The organism is Actinomycetospora chiangmaiensis DSM 45062, from assembly GCF_000379625.1.
Classification (GTDB): Bacteria; Actinomycetota; Actinomycetes; order Mycobacteriales; family Pseudonocardiaceae; genus Actinomycetospora; species Actinomycetospora chiangmaiensis.
In genome coordinates this window covers 24,670-48,401 of record NZ_KB903222.1, presented here as the reverse complement: position 1 = coordinate 48,401, position 23,732 = coordinate 24,670, and the positions used below count along the sequence as shown (strand labels likewise).

The 23,732-nt window shown below is 73.9% G+C and carries 22 protein-coding genes and 1 pseudogene; 5 read left to right on the top strand and 18 right to left on the bottom strand.

Annotation, left to right across the window (positions count from 1 at the left end; all coding sequences use genetic code 11):
• Positions 1-2 precede the first annotated feature (2 nt).
• From A3CO_RS39980 to A3CO_RS0110275, 3 genes are all read right to left on the bottom strand, one after another.
• On the bottom strand, positions 3-653 hold the full coding sequence (locus A3CO_RS39980; RefSeq protein WP_026204465.1) for a LysM peptidoglycan-binding domain-containing protein: 651 nt from the start codon (positions 651-653) through the stop codon (positions 3-5).
• Positions 654-861: 208 nt separating this feature from the next.
• On the bottom strand, positions 862-3,438 hold the full coding sequence (locus tag A3CO_RS39975; protein WP_018332161.1) for a LuxR C-terminal-related transcriptional regulator: 2,577 nt from the start codon (positions 3,436-3,438) through the stop codon (positions 862-864).
• A 247-nt stretch (positions 3,439-3,685) separates the two neighbouring features.
• Positions 3,686-3,952: a DUF3040 domain-containing protein gene (locus A3CO_RS0110275; protein ID WP_018332160.1), complete on the bottom strand. Its 267-nt coding sequence runs from the start codon at positions 3,950-3,952 to the stop codon at positions 3,686-3,688.
• Positions 3,953-4,211: 259 nt separating this feature from the next.
• Between A3CO_RS0110275 and A3CO_RS31340 the strand changes: the two genes are divergently transcribed.
• Positions 4,212-4,478 (top strand): hypothetical protein, encoded by a 267-nt coding sequence (locus A3CO_RS31340; RefSeq protein ID WP_018332159.1) that lies wholly within the window; start codon positions 4,212-4,214, stop codon positions 4,476-4,478.
• Between the two features lie 24 nt (positions 4,479-4,502).
• Here the strand turns inward: A3CO_RS31340 and glsA are convergent, their stop codons facing one another.
• From glsA to A3CO_RS31335, 3 genes are all read right to left on the bottom strand, one after another.
• A complete protein-coding gene (gene glsA / locus A3CO_RS0110265; protein ID WP_018332158.1) occupies positions 4,503-5,504 on the bottom strand; it encodes a glutaminase A in 1,002 nt (333 codons plus the stop codon).
• Positions 5,505-5,516: 12 nt separating this feature from the next.
• Complete coding sequence (locus A3CO_RS0110260) at positions 5,517-5,993, bottom strand: DUF7144 family membrane protein (RefSeq protein ID WP_157647377.1); 477 nt, start codon at positions 5,991-5,993, stop codon at positions 5,517-5,519.
• 135 nt (positions 5,994-6,128) lie between these two features.
• Positions 6,129-6,410 (bottom strand): hypothetical protein, encoded by a 282-nt coding sequence (locus A3CO_RS31335; protein WP_018332156.1) that lies wholly within the window; start codon positions 6,408-6,410, stop codon positions 6,129-6,131.
• 201 nt (positions 6,411-6,611) lie between these two features.
• Here A3CO_RS31335 and A3CO_RS0110250 point away from each other — a divergent pair, with 201 nt between their 5' ends.
• The gene (locus tag A3CO_RS0110250; protein WP_018332155.1) at positions 6,612-7,094 is read left to right on the top strand and encodes a DUF1269 domain-containing protein; all 483 of its coding nucleotides are present in this window, start codon (positions 6,612-6,614) and stop codon (positions 7,092-7,094) included.
• 52 nt (positions 7,095-7,146) lie between these two features.
• Here the strand turns inward: A3CO_RS0110250 and A3CO_RS0110245 are convergent, their stop codons facing one another.
• From A3CO_RS0110245 to A3CO_RS0110205, 9 genes are all read right to left on the bottom strand, one after another.
• Positions 7,147-7,644, bottom strand: coding sequence for a hypothetical protein (locus A3CO_RS0110245; RefSeq protein WP_018332154.1), 498 nt, complete (start codon positions 7,642-7,644; stop codon positions 7,147-7,149).
• Between the two features lie 442 nt (positions 7,645-8,086).
• Entirely contained in the window at positions 8,087-9,274 is a 1,188-nt protein-coding gene (locus tag A3CO_RS0110240) for an AI-2E family transporter (RefSeq protein WP_018332153.1), read from the bottom strand.
• A gap of 121 nt (positions 9,275-9,395) precedes the next feature.
• Entirely contained in the window at positions 9,396-9,602 is a 207-nt protein-coding gene (locus A3CO_RS0110235) for a hypothetical protein (protein ID WP_018332152.1), read from the bottom strand.
• A 138-nt stretch (positions 9,603-9,740) separates the two neighbouring features.
• The gene (locus A3CO_RS31330; RefSeq protein WP_018332151.1) at positions 9,741-10,211 is read right to left on the bottom strand and encodes a DUF7144 family membrane protein; all 471 of its coding nucleotides are present in this window, start codon (positions 10,209-10,211) and stop codon (positions 9,741-9,743) included.
• Between the two features lie 94 nt (positions 10,212-10,305).
• Positions 10,306-11,124 (bottom strand): acyl-CoA thioesterase domain-containing protein, encoded by an 819-nt coding sequence (locus A3CO_RS31325; RefSeq protein ID WP_018332150.1) that lies wholly within the window; start codon positions 11,122-11,124, stop codon positions 10,306-10,308.
• Positions 11,121-12,047: a heme-dependent oxidative N-demethylase subunit alpha family protein gene (locus tag A3CO_RS0110220; protein WP_018332149.1), complete on the bottom strand. Its 927-nt coding sequence runs from the start codon at positions 12,045-12,047 to the stop codon at positions 11,121-11,123. The genes A3CO_RS31325 and A3CO_RS0110220 overlap by 4 nt, the downstream gene beginning before the upstream one ends.
• The gene (locus A3CO_RS34945) at positions 12,044-12,709 is read right to left on the bottom strand and encodes a flavin reductase family protein (protein WP_018332148.1); all 666 of its coding nucleotides are present in this window, start codon (positions 12,707-12,709) and stop codon (positions 12,044-12,046) included. The genes A3CO_RS0110220 and A3CO_RS34945 overlap by 4 nt, the downstream gene beginning before the upstream one ends.
• Before the next feature lie 214 nt (positions 12,710-12,923).
• Entirely contained in the window at positions 12,924-13,277 is a 354-nt protein-coding gene (locus A3CO_RS31315; protein ID WP_018332147.1) for a dimethylamine monooxygenase subunit DmmA family protein, read from the bottom strand.
• 37 nt (positions 13,278-13,314) lie between these two features.
• On the bottom strand, positions 13,315-14,499 hold the full coding sequence (locus A3CO_RS0110205) for a serine hydrolase domain-containing protein (RefSeq protein WP_018332146.1): 1,185 nt from the start codon (positions 14,497-14,499) through the stop codon (positions 13,315-13,317).
• 249 nt (positions 14,500-14,748) lie between these two features.
• On the opposite strand from A3CO_RS0110205, the gene A3CO_RS31310 reads away from it, so the two are divergent.
• The gene (locus A3CO_RS31310) at positions 14,749-15,777 is read left to right on the top strand and encodes a zinc-dependent alcohol dehydrogenase (RefSeq protein WP_018332145.1); all 1,029 of its coding nucleotides are present in this window, start codon (positions 14,749-14,751) and stop codon (positions 15,775-15,777) included.
• A 21-nt stretch (positions 15,778-15,798) separates the two neighbouring features.
• Positions 15,799-17,061: pseudogene (locus tag A3CO_RS40355) on the top strand (IS3 family transposase); the annotation flags it as partial.
• A gap of 191 nt (positions 17,062-17,252) precedes the next feature.
• Here A3CO_RS40355 and A3CO_RS39415 read toward each other — a convergent pair.
• From A3CO_RS39415 to A3CO_RS0110180, 3 genes are read right to left on the bottom strand one after another with little or no spacing between them, the layout of a single operon-like run.
• On the bottom strand, positions 17,253-18,929 hold the full coding sequence (locus A3CO_RS39415) for a glycosyltransferase family 39 protein (RefSeq protein ID WP_018332144.1): 1,677 nt from the start codon (positions 18,927-18,929) through the stop codon (positions 17,253-17,255).
• Between the two features lie 26 nt (positions 18,930-18,955).
• On the bottom strand, positions 18,956-20,470 hold the full coding sequence (locus tag A3CO_RS31300) for a glycosyltransferase family 2 protein (RefSeq protein WP_211214437.1): 1,515 nt from the start codon (positions 20,468-20,470) through the stop codon (positions 18,956-18,958).
• The gene (locus tag A3CO_RS0110180; protein ID WP_018332142.1) at positions 20,467-21,192 is read right to left on the bottom strand and encodes a hypothetical protein; all 726 of its coding nucleotides are present in this window, start codon (positions 21,190-21,192) and stop codon (positions 20,467-20,469) included. The genes A3CO_RS31300 and A3CO_RS0110180 overlap by 4 nt, the downstream gene beginning before the upstream one ends.
• A gap of 501 nt (positions 21,193-21,693) precedes the next feature.
• Between A3CO_RS0110180 and A3CO_RS35620 the strand changes: the two genes are divergently transcribed.
• A complete protein-coding gene (locus A3CO_RS35620; RefSeq protein ID WP_018332141.1) occupies positions 21,694-23,721 on the top strand; it encodes a sensor domain-containing diguanylate cyclase in 2,028 nt (675 codons plus the stop codon).
• The last annotated feature ends 11 nt before the right edge of the window (positions 23,722-23,732 follow it).

The window sequence follows — 23,732 nt, the reverse complement described above, 5'->3', positions numbered from 1 at the left end:
AGCTAGCCGGGCAGCGTGAGCGACTGGCCCGGGAAGATCAGGTCCGGGCTGGTCGCGATGTCGGGGTTGGCGTCGGCCAGGGAGCGCCATCCGCCGGAGAGGTCGTGGGAGCGGGCGATCGCGCCGAGGGTGTCGCCGGCCTGCACGGTGTAGGTCCCGGCACCGGCGGCGGCGTGCTTCCCGGACGAGGTGGAGTGCTGCTGCGCCGGCGCCGTCGTGTTCTTCGTCGCCGCCTTCGTGGCCGAGCCGCCCGACGAGGAGGACGAGGACGACGAGGTGTTGCCCGAGGACGGCGTCCCGCCCTTCTTCCCGCACACCGGCCACGCGCCGATGCCCTGCCCGTCGAGGACCCGCTCGGCGACGGCGATCTGCTCCTCGCGGGACGCGTTCTGGGCCGCCCCGCTGCCACCGAACGCCTTCCACGTCGACGCGGTGAACTGCAGGCCGCCGAAGAACCCGTTCCCGGTGTTCGCGGCCCAGTTGCCGGAGGACTCGCACTGGGCGATCGCGTCCCAGTTGACCGAGGGGGCGGCCTGGGCGGCGGGAGCGACGACGGCCCCGAGGGCGGCGAGGGTGAGCGGCCCGGTGGTGGAGGCGACCACGGTCCGTCGGAGCGAGGTGGCGGCGCGCGGAGCGCGGTGTTTCGCAGGCACGGCGCGACGTTAGGGAGCCGTTCCCGGACGACCGGGTGATCCTGAGAGGCCCCGGCCGCCGGGTGCGCCGACGGGCGTCCCGGACGCGTCCGATGACGGGCGTTGCTGCCGAAGGGCGCAGTGCCCACGACCGGATGCCCGGCCCCGCCCTCAGGGTGGATCCACTCGTCGCGGCGGCCTGCGCCGAGCGGGCCTCCGGTCGACGTGATCACTCGATGCGGGTGAGCACCCCGGCCCGGTGGGCCCGGGCGACCGCGTCCCGGCGGCTGCCCGCTCCCAGCTTCTGGTAGATCGACCGTACGTGGGTCTTCACCGTGTTCACCGAGACGGTGAGGTCGTCGGCGATCTCCTCGATCGACTGCAGGGTCGGCAGGAGCTCCAGGACCTCGTGTTCCCGCTCCGTCAGGGCCGACGGCAGGGTCGTCGTCGTTCCCCCGGACCGGGCGAGGACGTGGGCGACCGTGCGGTCGTGGGGCCCGAAGCTGCCGCGCCGCTTCTCGAGGTAGTCGTGCAGGTCCGTCGAGGCCCGCAGGAGCGGCCGCAGCCTCCCGTGATCGTTGGCGTCCCGGAGCGCCTCGCGCACCCGGTGCCGGACGAGGGGCTGCTGCCCCGAGGCCAGGGCCATCTCGGCGTCGAGGACGCGCGCCTCGGTCCCGGCGAGCGCCGTGACGAAGGGATGATCGCCGTCCAGGGCGGGCGCGAGGAGTCGGCGTGCGGCAGGGGCCCGGGACGACGTCCAGCGCTGCCGGGCCTCGATCACGGCACCGTCGCCCGTGCCGGCCAGCCGGTCGCCGACCGCCCGCGCGAGTTCGGCCGCCTCGCGCCCCCGGCCCAGCCCGAGCGCGGCGTCCATCTCGAGCAGGGCGGCGAACGCGACGTGGCGGTCGTCGAGCCCCTCGGCGAGGGCCTGGACCCGGGCGGCGCGCAGCAGTTGCCATCCCTCGACGTACTGACCACCGTCGTACTCCGCGGCGCCACGCAGGACCGCCGACGCGTTGCGGTACTCGGCGTGGTGCACCGCCGTGACGCCCTCGGCCCGGATCACGGCCGCGAGGGCCTGCTCGTGGCGGCCACCGAGGAGGTCGGCCGCCGCCAGGACCACCAGCGCCCCGGGTGTCCAGGGGGTGTCCTTCCACGCGTGCCGCGCGGTGAGGTCGAGGACCGCGTGGGCGTGCTCGACCGCGGTGTCGAGCTGGTCGCCGTAGACGAGCGAGAAGGCGAGGGCGGTCCTGGCCTGGGCGATCAGGTAGGGCCAGTCGCGCGCCCGCGCGACGGACAGGGCCTCCTCGGCGTCGGCGCGGGCACGACCGGGGTCGGCGGTGGCCACCGCGTAGCCCCGGGTCACCACCGCGAGCGTGCGCAGGGGTGGTTCGTCGACCGTCTCGGGGGCCAGGCCCGCCGCCGCCACGGTGGCGGCCCGGTGGTGGCCCCGGGCCAGCGCCAGGCGGGTGGCCGCGATCTCGCGGAGGAGCGCGGTCCCCGCCTCCTCGTCCAGCTGGGCCGACGCCGAGGTCTCGAGCAGCGTGGCGGCGTGGTCGACCTTGCCCTTCTCGAGCGCCGCCAGGCCGAGGACGATGCGGGCGCGCGTGTCGGCGCCCCGGGCCCACAGCAGGTCCTCGGGGCCGCGCAGCGAGGAGAAGTCCCCGACGCCGAGCAGCTCGACCGCCCGCGTCCGGAGCAGTCCCTCGGTCCCGGCGACGTCACCGGCGAGCGCGGCGAAGCGCACGGCCGCCGGTGCGTCGTCGCGGGCCTCGAACCACACCGACGCCCTCCGGTAGAGGGCACGGAGCCGGTCCGGGTCCCGCCTCCGGAGCCTGGCCAGCACGTGGGTGCGCAGCAGTTCGTGGGCCTGGTACTCCTCGCCCCGGCGGTCGCCGGCCCGGACCATCGCCGTGGTCGCCTCGAGGCGCTCCAGCACCTCGGTCACGGCGTCGTCGTCGCAGAGCTCCCGGGCGAGCTCGACCGGGAGCGGCGAGCAGGCACAGGTGACCTCGACGACCCGGCGTTCCCGGAGGTCCAGCGTCGACAGCACCTCGTCCATGAGGTACTCGGCCACCGCGCGGTCGTCGCCGGCGAAGTCCGACACCACCGTCGCGCGGTCCGACGTCCGCGCCAGCGAGAGGGCGAGCAGACGCAGGGCGGCCACCCAGCCCTCGGTGCGCTCGACCAGGGTGGTCGCCTGCTCCGGGGTCAGCGGGACCGACGCCAGCATGAACAACCGGGCGACGGCTTCGGCGGAGAAGGCCAGGTCGGCGGCGCGGACCTCACCGAGGCGGCCCTCCAGCCGCAGCCGGTCGACCCCGACCGGCGGGTCGGAGCGGCTGCACAGCACGAGGGTCAGGCCCCGGGCCGGTCGTCGGACGAGCGTCCGCAGCGCGTGCTGGGCGGGATGCCCCACGATCTCGTGGACGTCGTCGAGGACCAGCCGCAGTGGGACCGGCACCGCGTCGAGGGCGTCGAGCACCTCGGCCACGAGGGTCTCCCGCGCCCATGGCCCCCCACCGGCCGGCGGGCGTCGCAGCCGGCGGAGGGGACTGTCCGCCGGCATCCCCGGATGGGAGGACAGCGCGCTCAGCACCGAGTCCCACCAGGCGGTCTCGTCGCGGTCGGACTCGTCGAGGGTCACCCAGGTCGCGGCCTCGGGCGAGGCCAGGACCCAGTCGGCCACGGCGACCGTCTTGCCGTACCCGGTCGGGGCGCTCACCAGCACCACCCGCCCCACGCTCCGCGAGACACCCGTCGACGCGCTCTCGTCGAGGAGCGCCCGGACCTCGTCGCGGTCCACGAACTGGGGAGGGCGCGCCGGGACGTGTCGTTTGGAGGGCCGCACGCGATCACCGGGCGGGTCGTCGTCGTGCCGTCACCGGTGGTGTCCAGTGCTCGATCATCGGTCCTCCCCGTACGGGTCCGGGCCGACGATGGAACGCGCGCCTCGCCACCGGCACCGTCCGCCCGGTCCCGTCGTCGGGTCCGGAGGTCCCGACGACGGGACCCACGCGCTGGGCGGTCCGGCGGCGCCCACTCGGGGTCGGTCAGCGCCGCCGGGACCGTCGGGGACGCAGGAGCGCCGCGGGCCACGCCGCGATCACGGTGACGAGGCACGCCTGGAGGACCAGCCCGAGCAGGATCAGGCCGACGGTGATCGCGACGAGGACCACCGTGATCCCGGCGAGCGCCACGGCCAGGGCCGTCGGCCGCCACCGCCCCCCGGGCCGGCTCAGCCGCGCCGCGAGCCGAAGGTCCGAGGCGAGGACGTGGTCCTCGATCAGCTCCAGCTGTCGTCGCTCCCGCTCGTCCACACCCGCTCCTCCGGCCGCCCCGGCGCCGCGACGGCGCGGCACCCGCGGCAGGGTGCTCGTCCGGCTGCACCGAGGTCGTCGCCCAAAGCAGGTGAGGGCGCTCCGCCGTCCGCCCGGACCGACAGCACCCCACCGCGGCACGCCGGGAACCGGGGGAACGCGGGCTCACCTCGCGCGGGTGACGCCCGACGGTCCCCCGGAGCGGGACCCTTGTCGAGCCGGTGCATGGGTGATCGGGGGCGAGGAGAGGACGAGGGCCATGGTCGACCACGGAGCGGCACCGGCCGGAGGCGGCACGACGGCGGCCCGAGCGCCCGGAGCCCGTCGTCGCGCCCTCACCCCCCGGCGGGTCGTGGCCCTCGTGCTGTCGGTGCTCGTCGTCGTGTTCATCGTGGAGAACCGCGACCTGACCGAGATCCGGCTGCTGATCCCGGTCGTGCTCATGCCGCTGTGGGCGGCGCTGGCCCTCTGTCTCGGCGTCGGGCTGGTGGTCGGCGTGATCGTGGGTCGCCAACGACGCGGCTGACTCCGCGCACGGGGGACCGTCCGGTCAGGTGAACGCGGCGTCCGGCCGGGCCGCGGTGAAGACGTGCAGGCCGAAGTGCTCCGAGAGGTCGCGGCAGAGGTTGACCCCGCGGACCGAGTTGCCGTGACCGTCGAGGCCGGGGGAGTAGACGGCGATCCCGATGCGCCCGGGCAGGGCGGCGACGATCCCCCCGCTGACCCCGCTCTTGGCGGGGATGCCGACGTCGTGGAACCACTGGCCCGCGGCGTCGTACATGCCGCAGGTGAGCATGACGCTGAGGACGTCGCGGACCAGGGCGGCGGGCATGGCGCGCTCCCCGGTGACCGGATTGACGCCGCCGTTGGCCAGCGTCGCCCCCATGACCGCCAGCTCGTCGGTGGTGGTCGTGACCGAGCAGGCTGAGAGGTAGACGGCGACGGTGTCCTCGATGTCGCCGTCGAGCATCCCCAGCGAGCGCATGACGTAGGCCAGGCCGAGGTTGCGGTCGGTCGACCGCAGCTGCTCGGCGAGGATCGTCCGGTCCACGTCGATCCCGGGGTCGCCCGCGAAGGCGCGCAGGCGGGCGACCAGGCGTTCCACGCGCTCCGCGCGGGTCCGGCCGTGGACGAGGGCCGCCGCCACGAGTGCCCCGGAGTTGATCATCGGGTTGAAGGGTCGGTGGTGGGCGTCGTCGAAGGTGATCGAGTTGTAGGGATCGCCGGAGGGCTCCACCCCGACACGGGCGAGGGTCGCGTCGCGACCGTTGTCCTCGAGGGCGAGCGCGTAGGTGAAGACCTTGGAGATGGACTGCAGCGGGAACCGTTCCGCGCTGTCACCGACCGACACGCGCACCCCGGAGACGTGGACGCCGGCGAGTCCGAAGACCTCCGGGCGCCCCGCCGCCTCCGGCGGGTAGTAGGACACGACGTCGACGGGCGCGGCGGCGTGCCGCCGGTGCAGCTCGTCGATCCGCGCCCGGACCGCGTGGGCGCGCCGTGCCGGTGGGGGCGTGTGCCCGTCGACGTCGGACGTCCACCCGCGGGTCATGTCGGTCCGGGGCTACGCGGAGCGGGTCGGGCGGTCCGGCAACGCGACGAGGGCGCCGATGATGACGACGTCGAGCACGATCATGAGGATCGACCAGACCGGGGCCGCGGGCAGCCACGTGAACTGGGCGATCAGGTTGATCATGACGAGCACGATCGCGGTGATCCGGGCCCAGCCCGGCACGTCGTCGCGCAGGAGCGCGGCACCGACGAGCACCACCAGCGCGCCGGAGATGACGTGCAGCCAGCCCCATCCGGTGAAGGTCAGGGTGACCACCGTCTGGCTCGTCGTGACGTAGGCCGTGGGCATGAAGAGCGCGAAGAGACCCTCGACCACGGCGAAGGCACCGACGACCACCATGAGGACGCCACCGAAGCGGACCCAACCGCCCGAGGCTCCCGGAGGTCGGCCGTACCCGGTGGCGTCGTCGACGGCGCGCGAGGAGGGGGCGGGCCCTCCCGACGGGGGCTGGGTTCGTTGCTCGGTCATCGTCGTCTCCTCCGACGCGCGGACAGGGGGACGCCGGGCGGCGTCGCACCACCACCGTGGCGAGGTGCCGCCTCCCGCGGCGTCGTCCGGAGCGGGTGAGGTCGGCGCGGTCGCCCGCGGAGCGGCCCGGGCCGGTCAGCGTGCGACGCCGAGGCCGGCTCCGATCTCGCTCGCGACCCGGCTGTCCCGGTTCCGGGCCATCAGGTGGCCGAGCCCGAGCAGGCCCGCGACCGGCCAGGAGATCACCTCGAAGGCCGCGAGCGTCCCGACCGTGATGATGTAGCTGAGGCTGCCGGTGAGGGGCCAGCCCACGGGCCCGACGTAGGGGATGTCGACGTGCCATTCCCAGGGCGTCGGCCCGTCCGCGCCCTGCGGGGGCGCACCGTCGGGTGGTGGCTCGGTGTCAGTGGTCTCCACGGGACCGATCGTCCGCCCGGGCCGCGCGCCGGCATCGTGCTCGGCGGGTGACCCCGCCGCGCGGGGTGGCCGGCACGCGGGCGACGCCGTCACGCCGATCCCCCGGGGGGCCGCTCGGTCACCTGCCGGGGATGAGTTCCCGACGACGGGTCCCCGGCGACGCTCGTGCTCCCTGTCCGAGTACGCGAAGGAAGCACACCGATGGCCACCTTGACCGTGTGGAAGTTCCCGGACCCCGAGGGCGCGGACCGCGCCGTCCTGGCGCTGCAGTCCCTGCAGAAGCAGCAACTGATCACGCTGATCGACGGGGCCACCGTGTCCTGGGCCCCGGAGGCGAAGAAGCCCCGGACGCGTCAGCTGCACAACCTGACCGGTGCCGGCGCGATGAGCGGCATGTTCTGGGGGATGTTGTTCGGCCTCCTGTTCTTCGTGCCGCTGGTCGGGATGGCCATCGGGGCCGCCGCAGGTGCCGCGGCGGGCGCCGCGGCCGACGTCGGGATCGACGACGACTTCATCAAGCGGGCCCGGGAGGAGATCACCCCGGGGACGTCGGCGCTGTTCGCGATGACGGAGGACGCGGTGCTCGACAAGGTCGAGGAGGCGTTCGCGGGCCGGCACGCCGAGCTGATCCAGACCAACCTGCCGAGCGACAAGGAGCAGGAGCTGCGCGAGGTCTTCGCGTAGGGCCGGGCGGGGCGCGGCCGTGCCGTGGCACGGCCGCGACCGCGCGCCCGCCTCATTCCCGGCGGGCGACGACGACCGCGCCGAGCAGCGCTCCACCGAGGAGCACCGTGCTCAGCGCGATCAGCCACGAGAGCATCGTGAACACGACGCCGATCGGCCCGTACTCGGCCTCGTGGTTGACGATCGACGTGGAGAGCAGTCGGTCGGCGAGGACCTTCAGGCCGACGAGCCCGAGGCCGATCGCGACGGCGCCGGGTGCGAGTGGCCGCCAGGCGACGCGGCCGCCGAGCAGGAAGTGCTGGGTCCACCACGCCCAGGCGACGACGGCGGGCACGCCGAGCACCCGGATCACCACCCGTGCCGGGCCCGACAGCCCCCCGGCCACGTCGCCGAGGAGCGTCAGGACCACCAGGACGGCGACCACGCCGACGAGCCAGGTGACGGGCCGCCACAGCTCCCGCGTCCCGGCCCGGGGGAGTGTCCAGGCCACCTCGTAGCCCCGCTGCAGCGCCAGCGGCCAGGAGATCCCGCACACCACGGACAGCAGCACGCTGCCCCAGGTGGCGTCTCCCCGCGCCGTCGCCTGGGCGGAGAACAGCTTTGCAGGTCGCGGGTCGCCTCGGGTGTCAGACCGACCCGGGCGGCGAAGGCGGCCGCCACGCCACCGCTGCTGCCGAGGGGGACGAGCGCCGAGAGGCTGATCAGGATCGGCACGACGAGGAGGAACCCGAGGGCGGCGAAGACGAGCGCGTGGTGCAGGACGTCGACCTCGGCGGCCCGGCGGGTCATGTGACCCGCGGTGGAGCCCTCGAACCGGCGGCGGGTCCGCTCGTAGCGCGCGATCGCCCGCGCGGTGCGTCCCGACCCGCGCTCCTGGCCGGCCCGTCCCGGCGCGGGTCGTTCGTCGGACGGCACGGTGGTCAGCTCACCACGGCGGGGGCCGTCCGGCGATCCCGGCCCGGTCCCCGCGTCGGCCCCTCCTCCCACCGGGGTCACACCCGCGGCGGCGTGAGTCCGTCCTCGGTGACCGGGACGTGTCCGTTGCCGACGTGTCTGCGGGACTTCCTCGGCTTCTTCGGCTTCTTCGCCTTCTCCGGCGCGGGAGTGGAGCCCAGGAGGGCCTCGACCCACAGCGCGCGGGGGTCGGAGTCGACCAGGATCGCCTTCACGAGCAGCGTCACCGGGATCGCGAGGAGCGCCCCGAGCGGGCCGAGCACCCAGGCCCAGAAGAGCAGCGCCAGGAACGTCACCGTGGTGGAGAGCCCGACCGAGTCCCCGATGAAGCGGGGCTGGATCAGCGACTGGATCACCATGTTCAGGACGCAGTAGACGACGACGACGGCCAGAGCGAGCTGCCAGCCGCCGGTGATCAGCGCGAGGAGTGCGGGTGGGACCAGTCCGATGATGAAGCCGATGTTCGGGATGAAGTTCGTGATGAACGACAGCACGGCCCACAGGACCACCAACGGTATGCCCATGAGGGCGAGGGCGGCCCCGTCGAGGACGGCCACGATGAAGCCGAAGACCGCGGTCACGACGAGGTAGTTCCGGGTCCCCGAGACGAACCCCTCGAGGGCGCTCACCATGTGGGGTCGTTGGGTCGCGATCATGGCCATCCGCCGTGCCGTCCCGCTCGACTCCGCGGTGAGGAACAGGAGCAGGGCGAGGAGGAAGACCAGGCTGCTGAGGATCGAGCCCAGACCCGAGAGCAGGCTGCCGAGCGTCCCCGCCACCTTGCTCAGATCCGCCGAGCCCGCCGTGTCCCGTGCCTGGGCGGGGTCGACGCCCACCCTGGCGAGCGCGGCGCCGAGCGACGCGACGAGTTGCTGGGCCCGGCCCGCGCTCTGGGCCAGCAGCGCGGACAGCTGGCTGACCGAGGCGACGAGGAAACCCGCGAGCACCACCAGCGTCCCGTAGATCACCACCACCAGTGAGGCCGTGGCCGCCCAGGAAGGCCAGCCCCGACGGCGCAGCCAGGTCTGGATGGGGCTCACCGCGATCACGATGATCAGCGCCAGGAGCAGGGGCCCGAGCAGCCAGGAGGTCGCGGACATCCCGACGACGACCACCACCGCCGCGGCCGCTCCCAGCAGGATCACGACACCCCGGGGCAGGGCGGCGCTCGGGGGCGGGTCGGCGGTCGCGGCGGACACCGGCGTCGGGCCGTCCCCCTCGGTCATGGCCGCTGCTCCTCGCGTCGTGTCGTGCTCCCGTTCCCGACGGGACGGATGTCGGGGAACGGTCGCGGACGACGTCGTCGGGGGGCTCACCCCGCCCGGGTGACCTGGCGGCCCCGGGGCGTCACTCGGGCAGGCTGCGCAGCGAGAGGACCTGGAGGCCGTAGGCCTGCAGACGGGCGAGCACCCCGTGCAGGTGGGCGTCGTCGGAGACGTCACCGAGCATGATCGTCTCGACGGGCGCCTCGGTCAGGTCGAACTCGTCGAAGTCGTGGCGGACGTCCGCGGACAACCGTCCCTTGATGCGGAGCTCGTAGCGCGTGGACGGCATGGAACCCCCGTCGTCGGATCGTCGGGAGACACCGACCCCGGCGTCGGTGGTGCCTCCTCCCCGAGAGGCTGCGTCCCGGCGCACCGGCCCGCGTCATCCGCGGCAGGTGAACCCGTCGCGGACCGCCACCACGCCCCGTCAGCCCACGGTCCGCAGGTCGATCCACGTGGTGGCGACGGCGTAGAGCACGAGCAGGTCGAACGCCACGATGACGATCGACCACAGCGGGAAGGCGGGGAGCCAGACGAGCTGGACGAGCATGTTCACGGCGACGAGCACCACGGCGGCGCTGCCGGCCCAGCTCCCCGCACCGGAGAGCAGGCTCGACCCGGCGAGGAGCACCAGCGCCCCGAGGACGAGGTGCAGCCACCCCCAGGCCGCGAGGTCGAGCGCCAGCACGCGTCCGCCGCGCTCGACGAAGAAGCTCGGCGCGAGCAGCGCGAGGAGCCCCTGGATCACGGAGAAGGCCCCGACCACGACGATGAGGACGGCCCCGAGGCCCACCCAGCCCTCCCACCGGGTGGACGGACGGGCGCGGTCGTGCGCCCGGACGGTGTCCGGGGGAGCGGCCCCGGCGACGACGGGACGGGGGAACCGTGACTCGGTCATCGTGAGCCTCGCGGTCGGGGACGTGGAGGCCCGAGCGTGCGGTCCCCGCGCGCGGGACGACCTCATCCCGCCGGGGTGAGTCGACCGTCCGGTGTCAGGGCTGGACCACCTGCGCCCCGTTCGCCAGGGTCGCGATCGTGACGCTGCCGAGCGCGCCGTGTCGGTCGAACATCGTCACGGTCCCGAGGGCGATGCCGCCGGCCTCGACCCGCGACTCGGCGAACACCCCGACGCCGTCCCCGGCGGCCGGGACGCGGGCGATCGCGAGCGTGAGGTCGGCGTTGATGTACTCCACGCCGAGGGTGCCCCAGCTCGACGTCAGGTTCGCGGCGTCGCCGATGGCCGCCAGGTGCGCGAAGCCGCTCGGCTCCTCGCCCTCGACGATCGGCGCGGCCGGGAACCAGGTCGCCTTGCGGGCCGCGTTCTCCTGCCGGCGGTCGGTGGTCCAATCGCCGTCGGCGCGGTAGAGGGTCGGTTCGGTCGGGTCGGGGACGAGGTCCGCCGGCGGTGCCGTGGGGACCGCCGGCAGGGGTGCCGTCCACGTCGTCCCGCTGGTCGGCCCGCCCGTCGCCAGCAGCAGCAGCGACCCGCGGGCGACCGTCCCCGTCGCCTGCACCAGGGACACGTCGACCAGCCGCAGCCGCCGTCCGCCCCGGACGACGGTGGCCTCGACCGTGCTCGGCACCATCCCGCCCGGTCGGAACAGGTCCACCGTCCACCGGACGGGCCGGAAACGCTCGGCGCCCTCCAGCTCCGCGGCGGCCCGCTCGGCCCCACGGGCCAGCACCCCGCTGACGGCCGTGCCGCGCACCTGCCCGGGACCGTCGGCGCCGCCCCAGCCGCTGGTGGCCCGCCGGAGCGGCACCAGCTCGTCGCCGTCGGCCCGGAAGAACGCCGTGGAGTGGGAGGTCATTCGTGCGATCTTCGCAGCCAGTCCGCCGCCATCGGCCCGAGCACCCCGAGATCCTTGTACGAGCGAACCTCCGCCGGGAGCGTGTCGAGCACCGACACCAGCCGCGCCGACCACGCCGGCACGGCCGCGACCGCCGCCAACGGCAGCAGTCGGACGCCGATGAGGAACAGCACCGCGCCGGTCATCGGCAGGCGGACCAGGTGCTGGACCTCCGTGCGCAGGTGCACCTCGGATCCGACGTCGTGAACCTCCAGCCGGCGCCGGCGCGGTCCCCAGGCGGGGGAGGCGTCGAGCGACAGGTCGGGCCGGTCGTCGAGCTGCAGGCCCCAGTTCAGGCGGCGCCACGCGTCGCCGGGCGGCATCCGCAGCAGGAACCGCTCCGCCCGCACGAACACCTCCGGCGACGGCACCGGGCCGTGCAGCTCCGCGAAGCTCATGCCGTGGTCGAAGGCGAGCGACCAGACCGACGCGAACACGACCATGCCCGCGTCGAGCCACAGCCGGTCGCCGCGGGCGCCCAGCACGACGACGTCCTCCTCGACCTGCCGCCCCGCGAACGTCAGCGGGTGTTCGGGGAGGGTCGACGCGTCCCCGAACACGAACTCCTGCTCCACCCCGAGCCGGGCGTTCGTCCACCGGTAGCGGTGCCCGTCGCGCTCCAGGGAGACCCCGGCCTGCTCCCGCGCCATCCGGTCGAGGAGCCAGACCAGCGCGTCCCACGACGCGGCCGCCGCGTGCGGGGCGGCGACGAAGCGCCGGGGCTCGCCGTCGAGGATCCGCGATCGCAGCGCCAGCACGTCGGCGTGGTCCGCCCCGACGTGCAGGATCGGCGCCGCGGCCGGTTCCACGTTCGCGCTGATCCGGTAGGTGTCGTGCGCGAGCGGGAAGGGATAGCTGCTGTCCTTCCCCGTCGCTCCGCTCACAGGTCGATCTCCAGCGTCTCGCCGGGAGCCGCCCGCGACACGCACAGCGCGATCCGGCCCTCCTCGGCGGCGTCGACGTGGTCGCGGTGGTCGGCGGTCCCCCCGACGAGCCCCGTCAGGCACTCCCCGCACACGCCCTGCCGGCACAGCCGCGGCGCCGCGACGCCCACCCGGTCCACCGCGTCCAGCAGCGTCTCCCCGGCCGCGACGCGGACCCGTCGTCGGGAACGCCGCAGCACCACCTCGAACGGCCCGCCCGCGGGCTCGGCGACGAACGGCTCCGCGTGGACGCGTGCACCGACCCAGTGCGCCGCCCGCGCCGCGGCCGCGACGGCGGCGATGAGCCCCGGCGGCCCGCAGGTGTACACGTGGCTTTTCCACGGCGCCGTCCCGACGACGGGTCCGAGGAGGTCGGCCATCTTCCGCCGGTCCCGCGCGACGGTCACCGGGCCGAGCGCGCGGAGCACGTCCAGGTGGGGCGCGCCGACGGCCAGCACCTCGAACGAGTGTCCCCAGAACGCGTGCCACCGGGCGTGGGAGAGGAGCGGGGTCACGCCGACGCCGCCCGCGACCAGGATGTGGTGGGCGGCGGTCTCGACGGGGGTGAACGACGAGCGCGGCGACCTCGCCCGGACCCGGTCGCCGGGGCGCAGGTCGTGCATCCGGACGGAGCCCTCCGACCGCCGGCCACGCTGATCCCGTAGGTCGACGGGGCGACGCCGAGGCCGGTGAGCGAGTAGGGGTTGAGCCGACCCGGGGTCCACTCGACGGGGAGGTGCGCGCCGGGCGGGTACGACGGCAGGTCGTCCCCGACGAGCGTCAGCGACCGGACGCCCGGCGCGGGGTCGGCCACCGCGCCGACCTGCAGGTCCAGCATCACCGCGGCACGCCGAGGAACGCCCCGTGGCGGCGGGAGACGTGGTCGGCCACGTCGAGGTCGGTCCCGCAGCCCGGGCAGCGGGCCGCCGTGCCGGTCGTCGGGAAGGGGTGGTGGCAGGCCGCGCAGTAGACGGTGCGGACACCCGTGCCGAGGACCTCGGTGGTGATCTCGGTGGTGATCTCCTCGTCGAGTGCGCCGTGGGCGAGGGCCGCGGCGCGCAGGAGCAGGACCTCCCGCTCCGGGCCGACGATCCGCAGCCGCCAGCCCGTGGTCAGCCGGGCCAGCGTCGGGCCGACGTCGTCGGGGTCCACGGCGGCGGCGTCGAGCTCGAGGCACGGTGCCAGGTCCACGCCCGGCACCGTACGCACCGCGGGTGAACCCGCGGCGTCACCAGGAGGGCAGCGACGTCGGGTAGAGGAGCTTCACGATCTGTCCCCAGAGCGCCTGGGAGGGCACCGCGTTGCCGTCGGCGGCGTTGACCATCACCACGACCGTCGCCTGCGCGCTCGGCAGGTAGAAGACCATGTCGCTGTAGCCGATGATCGAGCCGTCGTGCCCGACCCAGTCGCCGAGCTGCGTGATGCCCAGCCCGTACTGCACGCGGACCCCCGTGGTGGTCAGCGGCGTCCACGCCTGGCGCTGCGCGGCGATCGCGGGCGGCAGGCCGGCGCCGGTCGCGAGCTGGGCCGCGTAGCGGGTCATGTCGGGCACCGTGGACACCAGCGCGCCCGCGGTGTCGGGGACCAGCGGGTTCGAGAGCGTGCCGTCGCGGTAGGGCGGCGGGGTCGTCCCGTCGACGGTGGAGAGGTATCCGCGGGTGAACGGGGTCGGGAGCGCGTCGCCGGTCGGCCAGGACGTCTGCGCCAGCCCGAGTGAGCCCGCGACCCCGTCGAGGGTCTCGGCGGCGGTCCGCCCGGTGACCTTCTCGAGGATCTGGCCGAGCAGGACGTACTCGGAGTTCGAGTACACGGTGGTCGTGTTCGGCGGCTTCGCCTTGCCGGGGTTGGCGCGGACGATCGCCAGCACGTCCTGCGGGGTCCAGCCCGGCAGCGTCGGGTCGGCCTCGTAGCGCCGGTCGAAGTCGGCGTCGGCGGTGAAGTCGTAGACGCCGCCGCGCATCCCGAGCAGGTCGCGGACGGTGATCGCGTTGCCGTTCGGGATGTCGGGCACGAACTGCGCGAGCGGGGCGTCGAGGGAGAGCCGGCCCTGGCCCACGAGCTGCAGCACGGCGTCCGCGGTGAAGGTCTTGCTGACGCTCGCGATGCGGTAGTGCATGTCGCTGGTCATCGGGGTGCCCGCCGTGTCGGCGGTGCCGTAGGCCTTGAGGAACGAGCCGCGGGCGGGATCGACGATGCTCACGACGGTGCCGGTGATGCCGCCGGTCAGTGAGGCCTGGGCGTCGCGGTCGATCTGTGCGACCACGTCCGTGGGGAGCGCCGGGGCGGCGGGGGTCGTCGCGGACGTCGTGGTGCCGGTCGTCGGGGACGGGGACGACGTGCAGGAGGTGAGCCCGAGGGCGAGTGCCGTCAGGCAGGCGACCGTCAGCGCGGCGCCCGGGAGAGCCCGGAACACGGGTGTCCTTTCCGCCGGCCGGGGCCGGGCAGGTCACGGCGGCCCCCGCGCCGTCCGGATGCCGACGGGGACGGATGGTCCGGATGATCGGCAGCGCGTCGATGATCGTTCGCGCGCTCCGGGGTCCACAAGGGACCTGGGTCCCGTCGGGCTCAGGGCACGAGCAGCACCATCAGCGCTCGCACGGCACCGTCCCGGTCGCGGCCATACCGTTCGTGACGGTCCCACCGGCATCGTCGAGGAGTCGGCATGCGCGCACTGGAGTTCACCGCCGAGCTCGAGGCCCGGGTGGTGGACGCACCCGCGCCCGCCCCGGGACCGGGAGAGGTGCTCGTCGCGATCACGTCGGCCGGGGTGTGCGGCTCGGACGTCTCCGCGCTCAGGGGCACGCACCCGTTCCGGCGGCCGCCGCTGATCACCGGGCACGAGGGCGGCGGCCGGGTCGTCGAGGTGGGTCCCGACGTCGAGCCGGGCTGGGTCGGGCGCCAGGTCGCCCTCGAGCCCCAGCGGGCCTGCGGGGCGTGCGGACCGTGCGGCGAGGGGCTCGTCCACCTGTGCCGGAACCGGCTGATGCTCGGTATGCCCGGCTGGACCGGCACGCTCGCCGAGTACGTCACGGCGCCGCTCGCGTGCCTCCACCCGGTCGCCGACGAGGTGCCCGACGGGCTCCTCGCGCTCGCGGAGCCGCTGGCCGTCGCCCACCACGCGCAGGGACGCGCGCCGCACCTCGCGGGCACGCGGGTCGGCGTGCTCGGGGGCGGACCGATCGGGGCGCTCCAGGTCGTCACCGCGATCGAGGCCGGCGGGGAGGTCGCCGTCGTCACCGACCCGCGGGCGCACTGCCGGGAGGCCGCGCTCGCGCTCGGCGCGGCCGAGGCCGTCGAGCCGGACGACGCCGATCGCTTCGCCGGGACCCTCGACGTCGTCTTCGTCGCGGCCGCCGCGCCGGGGCTGGTCGACCAGGCGGTCGCGCTGGTCACGCCGCGCGGCACGGTCGTGCAGGTCGGACTGTTCGCCGGGCCGGTCGAGGTCGACGTCCTCGCCCTGCAGCAGGACGAGAAGACGCTCACGGGCGCCATCGTCTACACGGCGGACGACGTCGCCGCGGCCGTCCGGACGCTCGAGCGCTCGTGGCGCGACCTGGGTGCGCTCGCCACCGACGTCGGCAGCCTCGACGCCGTCGCCGACTACCTGCACGCGGTGCTCGACGGCCGCGGACCCGACGTCATCAAGGTGCTGACCCGTCCCGACGGCGGGCCGCTGGCGGTCGGGGCATGACCCGCGACGCGCCTCGCCGCCGTGGTGCGGGCGGCGGCCGACGTGGCCGCGGCGCCGGCGGGGCGGGGCACGCCGGTCCTGGGACGCACGGCGGAGCTGGGCTGGATCGCCGAGCGCCGACGGCGCACCCTGGCGGGCAGGGCCGGCCGGGCGCTCGTCCTCGGGCCGGGCGGCATCGGCAAGACCGCCCTGGTGGACGCCGCGGTCGACCTCGCCGCGGACGCCGTCGTCGTCCGGGCCGAGGCCGTCCCCGGCGCCCCGCCCGGAGCGCTGCTCGGGGACCTCCTCGCCGCGCTCGGCGTCCCGGTCACCCGCGTACTCGGCACGGACGAGGCGGCCTCGGTGCTGCTCGCGGCCCTCGGCGAGCAGCAGGACCGCGGGCCCGTCGTCGTCGTGGTGCACGACGTCCACGACGCCGACCAGTCGTCGAGCCGGGCGATCGAGCAGGCCTTCCGCCGTCTCGTCCACGACCGCGTGCTGCTCCTCGCGACCGCCCGACCCGAGGGCCTCGGCCCCCGCTGGTCGCGGTTCTTCGCCGACGGTCCCGACGCCGGGACCCTGCCGCTCGAGGGGCTCGACGAGGCCGGCGTGCGTGATCTCGTGGCCCGCTCCACCTCACCCGGCTGCTGCGCGAGCTGCCCGACGAGGTCCTCCTCGGCGGCGCCCCGCTGCCCCCGCCCCGCGAGCTGGCCCAGGAGGTCACGGCCGCGGCGTCGCACCTGTCCGACGGCGCCCGCCGCCTGCTGGCGTGCCTCGCGGTCCTCGACCGACCCGCGCGCCGGACGGTGCTCGCCCGCCTCGACGAGCTCGCCGACGTCGCCCTCGAGGACGCCGCCCGGGAGCTCGCCGCCGCGGGTCTGGTCGACGCCCCGTCGCTCGGCGACGGCGACCGGCTGCGTGTCCACCACCCGCTGGTCCGCAACGCCGTGGAGGCCGCCCTCGAGGAGAAGGAGCGGGCCCCGCGGCACCTACGGCGCGCCGCGGGTGCACGCCGAGCTGGTCCTCGGGCTCGGCGAGCGGGTCAACCGCAAGCGGGTGGCCCGGCTGATGCGCGAGGCCGGGCTGCAGGGCCTCTACCGGCGCCGCGCCCGCGGCTGCACCCGACGCGACCCGGCCGCCGACCCCTACCCGGACCTCGTCGACCGGGACTTCACCGCCGCCGGCCCGGACCGGCTGTGGGTCACCGACATCACCGAACACCACACCAGGGAAGGAAAGGTCTACTGCGCCGCGGTGCTCGACGTGTATTCACGGCGAATCGTGGGCTGGTCGATCGATGACAACATGCGCCACCGGGATCTTCGAGTGGATAGAGTGCTGGTACAACCCGATCAGGCGCCATTCCAGCATCGGAATGCTCTCACCGGTCGACTTCGAAGCCCGCCACACCAACCCCGACCAAGATCACTGACCCCACACCCCAGGTGTCCGGTCTACGGGGTCAAGCTCACCCGTGATGGTGAGCCGCCGTCGCTCTACCTGGGTGATGGGGTGGCGGCAACGATCCAGAGGGACCACGCCGAGGAGAAGGGTGTGGCTGGGGCGACGCCCCCGGCAGGGTGGGCCCACCCGGGGCCAGCCGGTGTGCCGAATGAGCTCCACCGGGTGCGTACGGCGTCGACGCCCCCGCTCTCGCTGCGCAGGACGACCCGGATGCCGTGTGCCGGTGGGTCGGCGAGTGCGGTGTCGAAGCCGTCGTCGGAGGTGATCAGGAAGCTGTCGGGGTGGTGGCTCGCGGCGACGACGGCGAAGCCGGCCCCGGAGTCGACGAGGACACTGCCCCGTGGGAGGTGCATGGCGTCGATGCGCGCGGCGACTGCCCGGTCAGAGGCCCACATCCCCAGCGCGGACGGCGAGGGCGCCGGGTGCCCGAGTGCACTCGCGACCAGCGGCGCCACCCGGTGGTATTCCTGGGTCGCATCCACCGGCTCGTCGAGCATCGCGCTCCCTGAGGTCACGGCGCCGGCGCCGAGGACGGCCACGGCCAGCAGGCCCCCTCCGACGGCCCGCGGGAAATCGGCAACCCGACGGGATCTGCCTCTTTTGAGGTCGCGGCGCGCCAAGACGAGTGCCAGCAGGACGACCACCAGCGGGATCGCGGTGATCTGATAGCGCAGGAATCCGAACAGGTTCCCGGTGAGGTAGGTGGCCCACTCGAACGCGAGCACCGATCCGAACATCGTGACCGGCACGGCGACCAGCGCGAGTGAGCGCCACCGGTCGCGGCGCACCAGCGCGACCACGACCGCGAGGACGAGCAACGGCGCGAGTACCGGTGCGAGCCAGCTCAGCTGACGGGCCGGCGTCGCGATCGACACCGAAGGCGTGCCGGCGTCGGCGAGCAGCGCCGCGTTGCCGTAGGCCGAGGTGAACTGCTCGAACGGGGAGCCCACCACCAGCCAGCTGATCAGCGCCCAGAGGATGAAGGCCACCGCGGTGGGCCCGGCCGCGAGCAGCACGTCGACGACGACGGCGTCGCGGCGGCGGGCCGGGCCCCGCAGGGTCCCGGGCCGCATGGCACTGATGACGGCGACCAGGACCGCGAGGGCGGCGGCGGCCACCAGTGCCTCGTAGCGGGCGAGGTACCCCAGCCCGAGGAACAGGCCCGCGGCCACCAGAGCGATCGGGTTCCCGGACCGGACCCAGTCCAGCAGCCCCCGCGCCGCCGCGAGCAGGAGCGCAACCAGCAGCGCCTCGGTCATCCCGTTGCTCGCGTAGAACACCACCATCGGCGAGAGCGCGAACAGGACCGTGACCACCGAGCGTGGCAGGGGCCGGACCCGCAGGTCGCCGAGCAGTCCCCACGTGCTCGCGACGGCTGCGGCCATGGCGACGGCGGAGAGCAGCGCCGCCAGGTAGCCCCGCGACACCAGCTCCGGCCACACGGCCCGCAGCGGTGTGAACGGCACCATGACCAGCACGGGCAGCGGAGTCCAGACGTAGCCGATCGCGGCCAACTTAGGGTCGCTCGACGACCACACCGACGACGCCGCGGACACCCGAGCGAGCGCGTCCTCCATGACGCCGTCGTGGACGAGGACGAGTGCGGCGCCGATTGCCACGTAGATCGCGAGGGCGCCGAGGAACCAGCCGCTCGTGCTCGACAGTCGCGGGCGGAGGCCCCGGATGCGTCGCCCGCGGGGCAGGGCCACTGGGAGAGTCCCGGCAGCAAGAATCGTCATGCCATCGCCCCCGGCCGTTCGGGGGTGTCGGCGTCGAGCTCGCGGTCGGTCGTGTCCAGGCCGTGCGTGGTCTTCTCCCAGTACGACGGCTGGGTGACGAGCTGGACCACGGCCTTGATCGCCGCCAGCGACATCAGAACCCAGTAGAGCGGCGAGATCAGCGCGGCGCCGGCCAGGTGCGGCTTGCCGGCGGCCCGGACGTTGGCGACTCCGGCGATGACGGCGGCGAACCCACCGAGCATCCACACCGCGAGTCCCGGGTAGTAGACCAGGGGCGGGAAGAGCGCGGCGACGGCCGAGGGATGCGCGACGATCCACAGCCCGGTCAGCGCCCAGAACAGCGGGTTGACCGCGGCCAGCACCGGGGTGGCCGCCACGAACAGCACCATCCCGACGACGCCCCGTACGCCGACCTGGCGGGTTAGCGCCACGGGGTGGCGCGCATGCACGAGGAAGCTCTGCAGGTAGCCCTTGTACCAGCGCGACCGTTGCTTGACCCAGTTGATGGCGTCGGAGTTGGCCTCCTCCTCGGTGGTGCTGCCCAGCATCGCGACCCGGTAGCCGCAGCGCGCCAACCGCAGTCCGAGGTCGGCGTCCTCGGTCACGTTCCACGGATCCCACGCACCGACGGCAACCAGAGCGTCGCGGCGAATGTGGTTGGAGGTGCCGCCCAACGGGATCGGCGCGCCGGTGGCCATGAGGCCGGGAAGCAGCCAGCGGAACCAGGTGTCGTACTCGACGGTGAACCAGCGCGTCAGGATGTTCTGCTCGGCGTTGTGGTAGCTCAATCGGGCCTGCAAGCAGGCCACCCGCACGCCGACACGCCGGAACGCCACGACGGCCCGGCGCAGCTGCAGCGGCTCGGGCCGGTCCTCGGCGTCGAAGATTGTCACGAATTCGCCGCTGGAGCGGATCAGGCCCAAGTTGCACGCCTTCGGTTTGGTGCGCGGCTCGCCAGGCGGAACCTCGACGATCCGCGTCGGGCCGCTTCGGTCACCGCCGAGGGCCGATCGCGCGGCAGCGATGGTCTCCTCGTCGTCGGCCTCCAGCAGCAGGAGGACCTCGAGCCGGTCATGGGGATAGTCGAGGGCGGACATCCCCGCCACCACCGAGGCGATCACGGCGGGTTCCCTGTACGCCGGCACGAGCACCGTGTAGCGAGGCAGCTCGGCGTCGGGTACCGCCCGTGCTTCGACGTCGGTGACCGCCAAGGTGGGGTCGTCATGGACTGCTCGGCGGATCAGCTCGAGACGGTGCAACGTCGTCGCACAATGCAGCAGCACGAAGATCCCGAGGCTCCCAGCGAGCACGAGACCGGGCCGCAAGACGGTCAACCCGATCGCGACGAGCAGGACGGCGGCGACGACCACCTGCCGGGAGCGACGTGGGCCGCGCGGACGGGCTGACAACTCCGGGTGGGTCTCGGCGAAGCCATGGGCGGCGAGCGCCAGCTGTTCGTCCGGGCCCTGACCTCCTGCGTCGGTCAGACGTTGCCCGATCGTCGAGTTCACGCTGCGTCCTCGTCGGCCAGCGAGAAGTCGACGATCGCGGCGGGCGCGTCCCTGCCGGGCGGCACCGCCCCCATCGGCACCGTCTCGGCGTCCGGCGCGGTCACCCGGCCGGGAAGGGGCGCCACTCGACGCGTCAGAGGGACGCACGACACGGACGGCGGGAGCGTGACGCGCGGTACACGCCTCGATGCGCGCCACGCCGCGACACACCGAGGAGCGGCCCCCAGCACGACCAGGAACACGGCGATGGCGATGGTCAGCACCGCGGTCAGCGAAGCGGGATCCACCCAGACCTCTACCCGGCGCTGCGCCGCCATCCAAGGCACCGGCCAGACCGCGAGGAGCAGCGCCGGCACCGCCCGCTGCTGCCAGAGCCGACGTGTACCGAACAGCAGCGCGATGAACCCGATCGCGAGAAGGGGAATCACGAGAACCAGCGCTGAGCCCAGTACCTGGGCCTCGGATGCTCCCACGGCGATCAGCGCGACCGCGGACGTGGCAGCGAAGGCGGCGACGATCCGGTCGAGCTGTCGATCGTGGATGTCCGGTCCCCCGGTGCTCCGCGACAGGCGCTCCCCAGCGACGGCCGCGGCGCCCGGCACCAGTAGGGCGAGACCGACGAGCGGAGTTCCCGCGAGCTCATGGACGAGGACGAAGAGTCCCGGGACCGAGCTCAACGCGAAGGCGACTGCTACGACGACGTCTGCCGTCGCGCCCTGCACACGAGTGAGCAGAGTCGAGCGTGGGGAGCGACGGCGGTGCCGCGCTGAGTATCTCACGGTCGGCAGTACACAATCTGACTACTCTTAGTGCAAGCGTGTCCCTTGATTAGACCCATCGAGTGGTAAGTTGATCTCGACCGTGTTCGCTTTCTGTAGTCGTCCGCGCGTGGGCCGAGTATCGCCGCCGACTCGCGACCCAGCCGACCACCCCGGGGGCAACACCGCCGACGCGCAGACGATCTTGGCTCGTTGCTTCAGCTAGAGCGGAGACGGCAGCAAGGACGGAGATGAGATACCCAAACCCCCCAGGCGGTCCGGTTGAGGACATGCGGGGGCGGTCCAGTTTCAACGATGCTCCGTCGACGGGCCCCGCGGTCCCTCTTCCGCACTCGCGGGTGGTCGGGCTGCGGGTTGTCCTGGTACGGATGTACCGGGATGACCAGCGGGCGGTGGACCACGGGAGTGGGAGGGTGCTTGGGGGACGCGGGGACCGACACGACAGTGCTGCGCGGCGCCGCCCAGCACCTGCGCACCGGCTTCGACGATGCCGCCATCGGGATGGCGGTGACCGCCCTCGACGGCCGCTACCTGCGGGTGAACCCGGCGTTCTGCGCGCTCGTCGGTCGAGACGAACAGCAACTGCTCTCGATGTCGCGCCAGGACCTGACCCACCCGGACGACACGCCGGAGGCCGACGCCCGCACCGACGCCGCCGTCGAGCGGGGCGCCCAGACCGTGCTGGTCGACAAGCGCTATCTGCACGCTGACGGGTGGGAGATTCCGGTCCGGGTGGCCACCCGGATCATGCGCGACGCCGATGGGGTGCCGACCTACCTGTTCACGCAGGTCCTCGACGTCAGCGAGCTCGACGGGGCCCGGCGGCGTGCGCGAGCCGGGGAGCGCCGTCGCCAGCGCATCATCGAGTCCTCGATCAACGGGTATGTCGAGATCGACGTCGAGGGTCGGGTGGTGGAGTGGAACGCCGCGGCCGAACGCATATTCGGGTGGACTGTTGCCGAGGTGCGTGGGCGGGACTTGGGTGAACTGATCGTCCCCGAGGTGCATCGGGAGGCGCACCAGGCGGGGGTACGGCGCCACCGCGACACCGGCACCGGGCCGCGGCTCAACCGCACGCTGGAGCTCGTGGCGCAGCGCCGGGACGGGTCGTCGGTGCCGATCGAGCTGACCGTCTGGTCGATCGACGACGGCGACGAAGCTAACGCCGACGGCGGCCGGTCCCGCATCACCTACCACGCCTTCATCCTCGACATATCGCGTCGACGGGCAGCGGAGGCAGCCCGCCGCCGACACTCGCAGATGTTCGCCGCGGTCCGCGACGCGGTGCTCGTGACCGACGAACGCGGCGTCGTCGTGGATGCCAACCCGGCCGCGGCGACGGTATTCGGCCGTCCCGTCGGCGAGCTCCTCGGCCGCGGCGCCCGCACACTGGCGACCGGTCCGGCCCCAGAGGGGGTCTCGGCCATCAGGGGGCCCTGGGCTGGCGATCTTCTCCTGCACCGTCCCGACGGGACGACGGGGACCAGCGAGTGCACCGTCGCCGTCCTGCGCGACGAGGACGGCACCCCGATCGGCACCGTGGAGGTGCACCGCGACGTCACCGGAACCCGAGCCACGCAGCGCGACCTTGTTCGGGCTGAGCAGCGGTTCCGGCTGACGTTCGATAATGCGCCTACCGGGATCGCGCTCGTCGATTTGACGGGCAGGCTGGTGCAGGTGAACGCCGCGTTCTGCCGGATCGTGGGGTACGGCGAGGACGACTTGCTGGCGCGGACGTTCCAGGACATCACCCACCCCGACGATCTCGAGGCCGATCTCACCCTGTTCCGTGGGCTGCTGAAAGGTGAGGCCGAGAGCTACGTGCTGGAGAAGCGCTACCTTCACGCCGCAGGCCACGCGGTATGGATCCACCTCTCGGTGGCGCTGGCCCGCGACGAGCAGGGCGCACCGCTGCACGTGATCAGCCACATCGAGGACATCACCGACCGACGCGCCCGAACGGAGCAGCTGCGCGACCTGGCCCTGCGCGACCCGCTGACCGGCGCCGCCAACCGGGCCCGCTTCCTCGCCGAGCTCGACGACGCCGTCGCACGCGCCGAACCCGGGGCCCTGCTCGGCGTCGTGTTCCTCGACCTCGACGGCTTCAAGCAGGTAAACGATCGTCTCGGCCACCCTGCCGGCGACGAGCTGCTGCGGCTGGCCGCGTCACGGCTGGCGGCGGCGCTGCGACCGGTCGACCTCGTGGCGCGCTTCGGCGGCGACGAATTCGCGTTGCTGCTTCCGTCCCTGCCGCAAGCGCAGGACGCCGCGGCCATCGCCGATCGGGTGCTCGCGGCGCTGGTCGCGCCCTACGAGCTTGAGAGACCTTCGGCGCCGGTGTCGGTCACGGCGAGCATGGGTGTGGCCCTGGCCGCCGACCAGACCCGCTCCGCGGCTGCGCTCCTCGCTGCGGCGGACGCTGCGATGTATAGCGCCAAGCGGCACGGCAAGAACTCCTACGTCGTCGCCTAGCGGACCGTCCT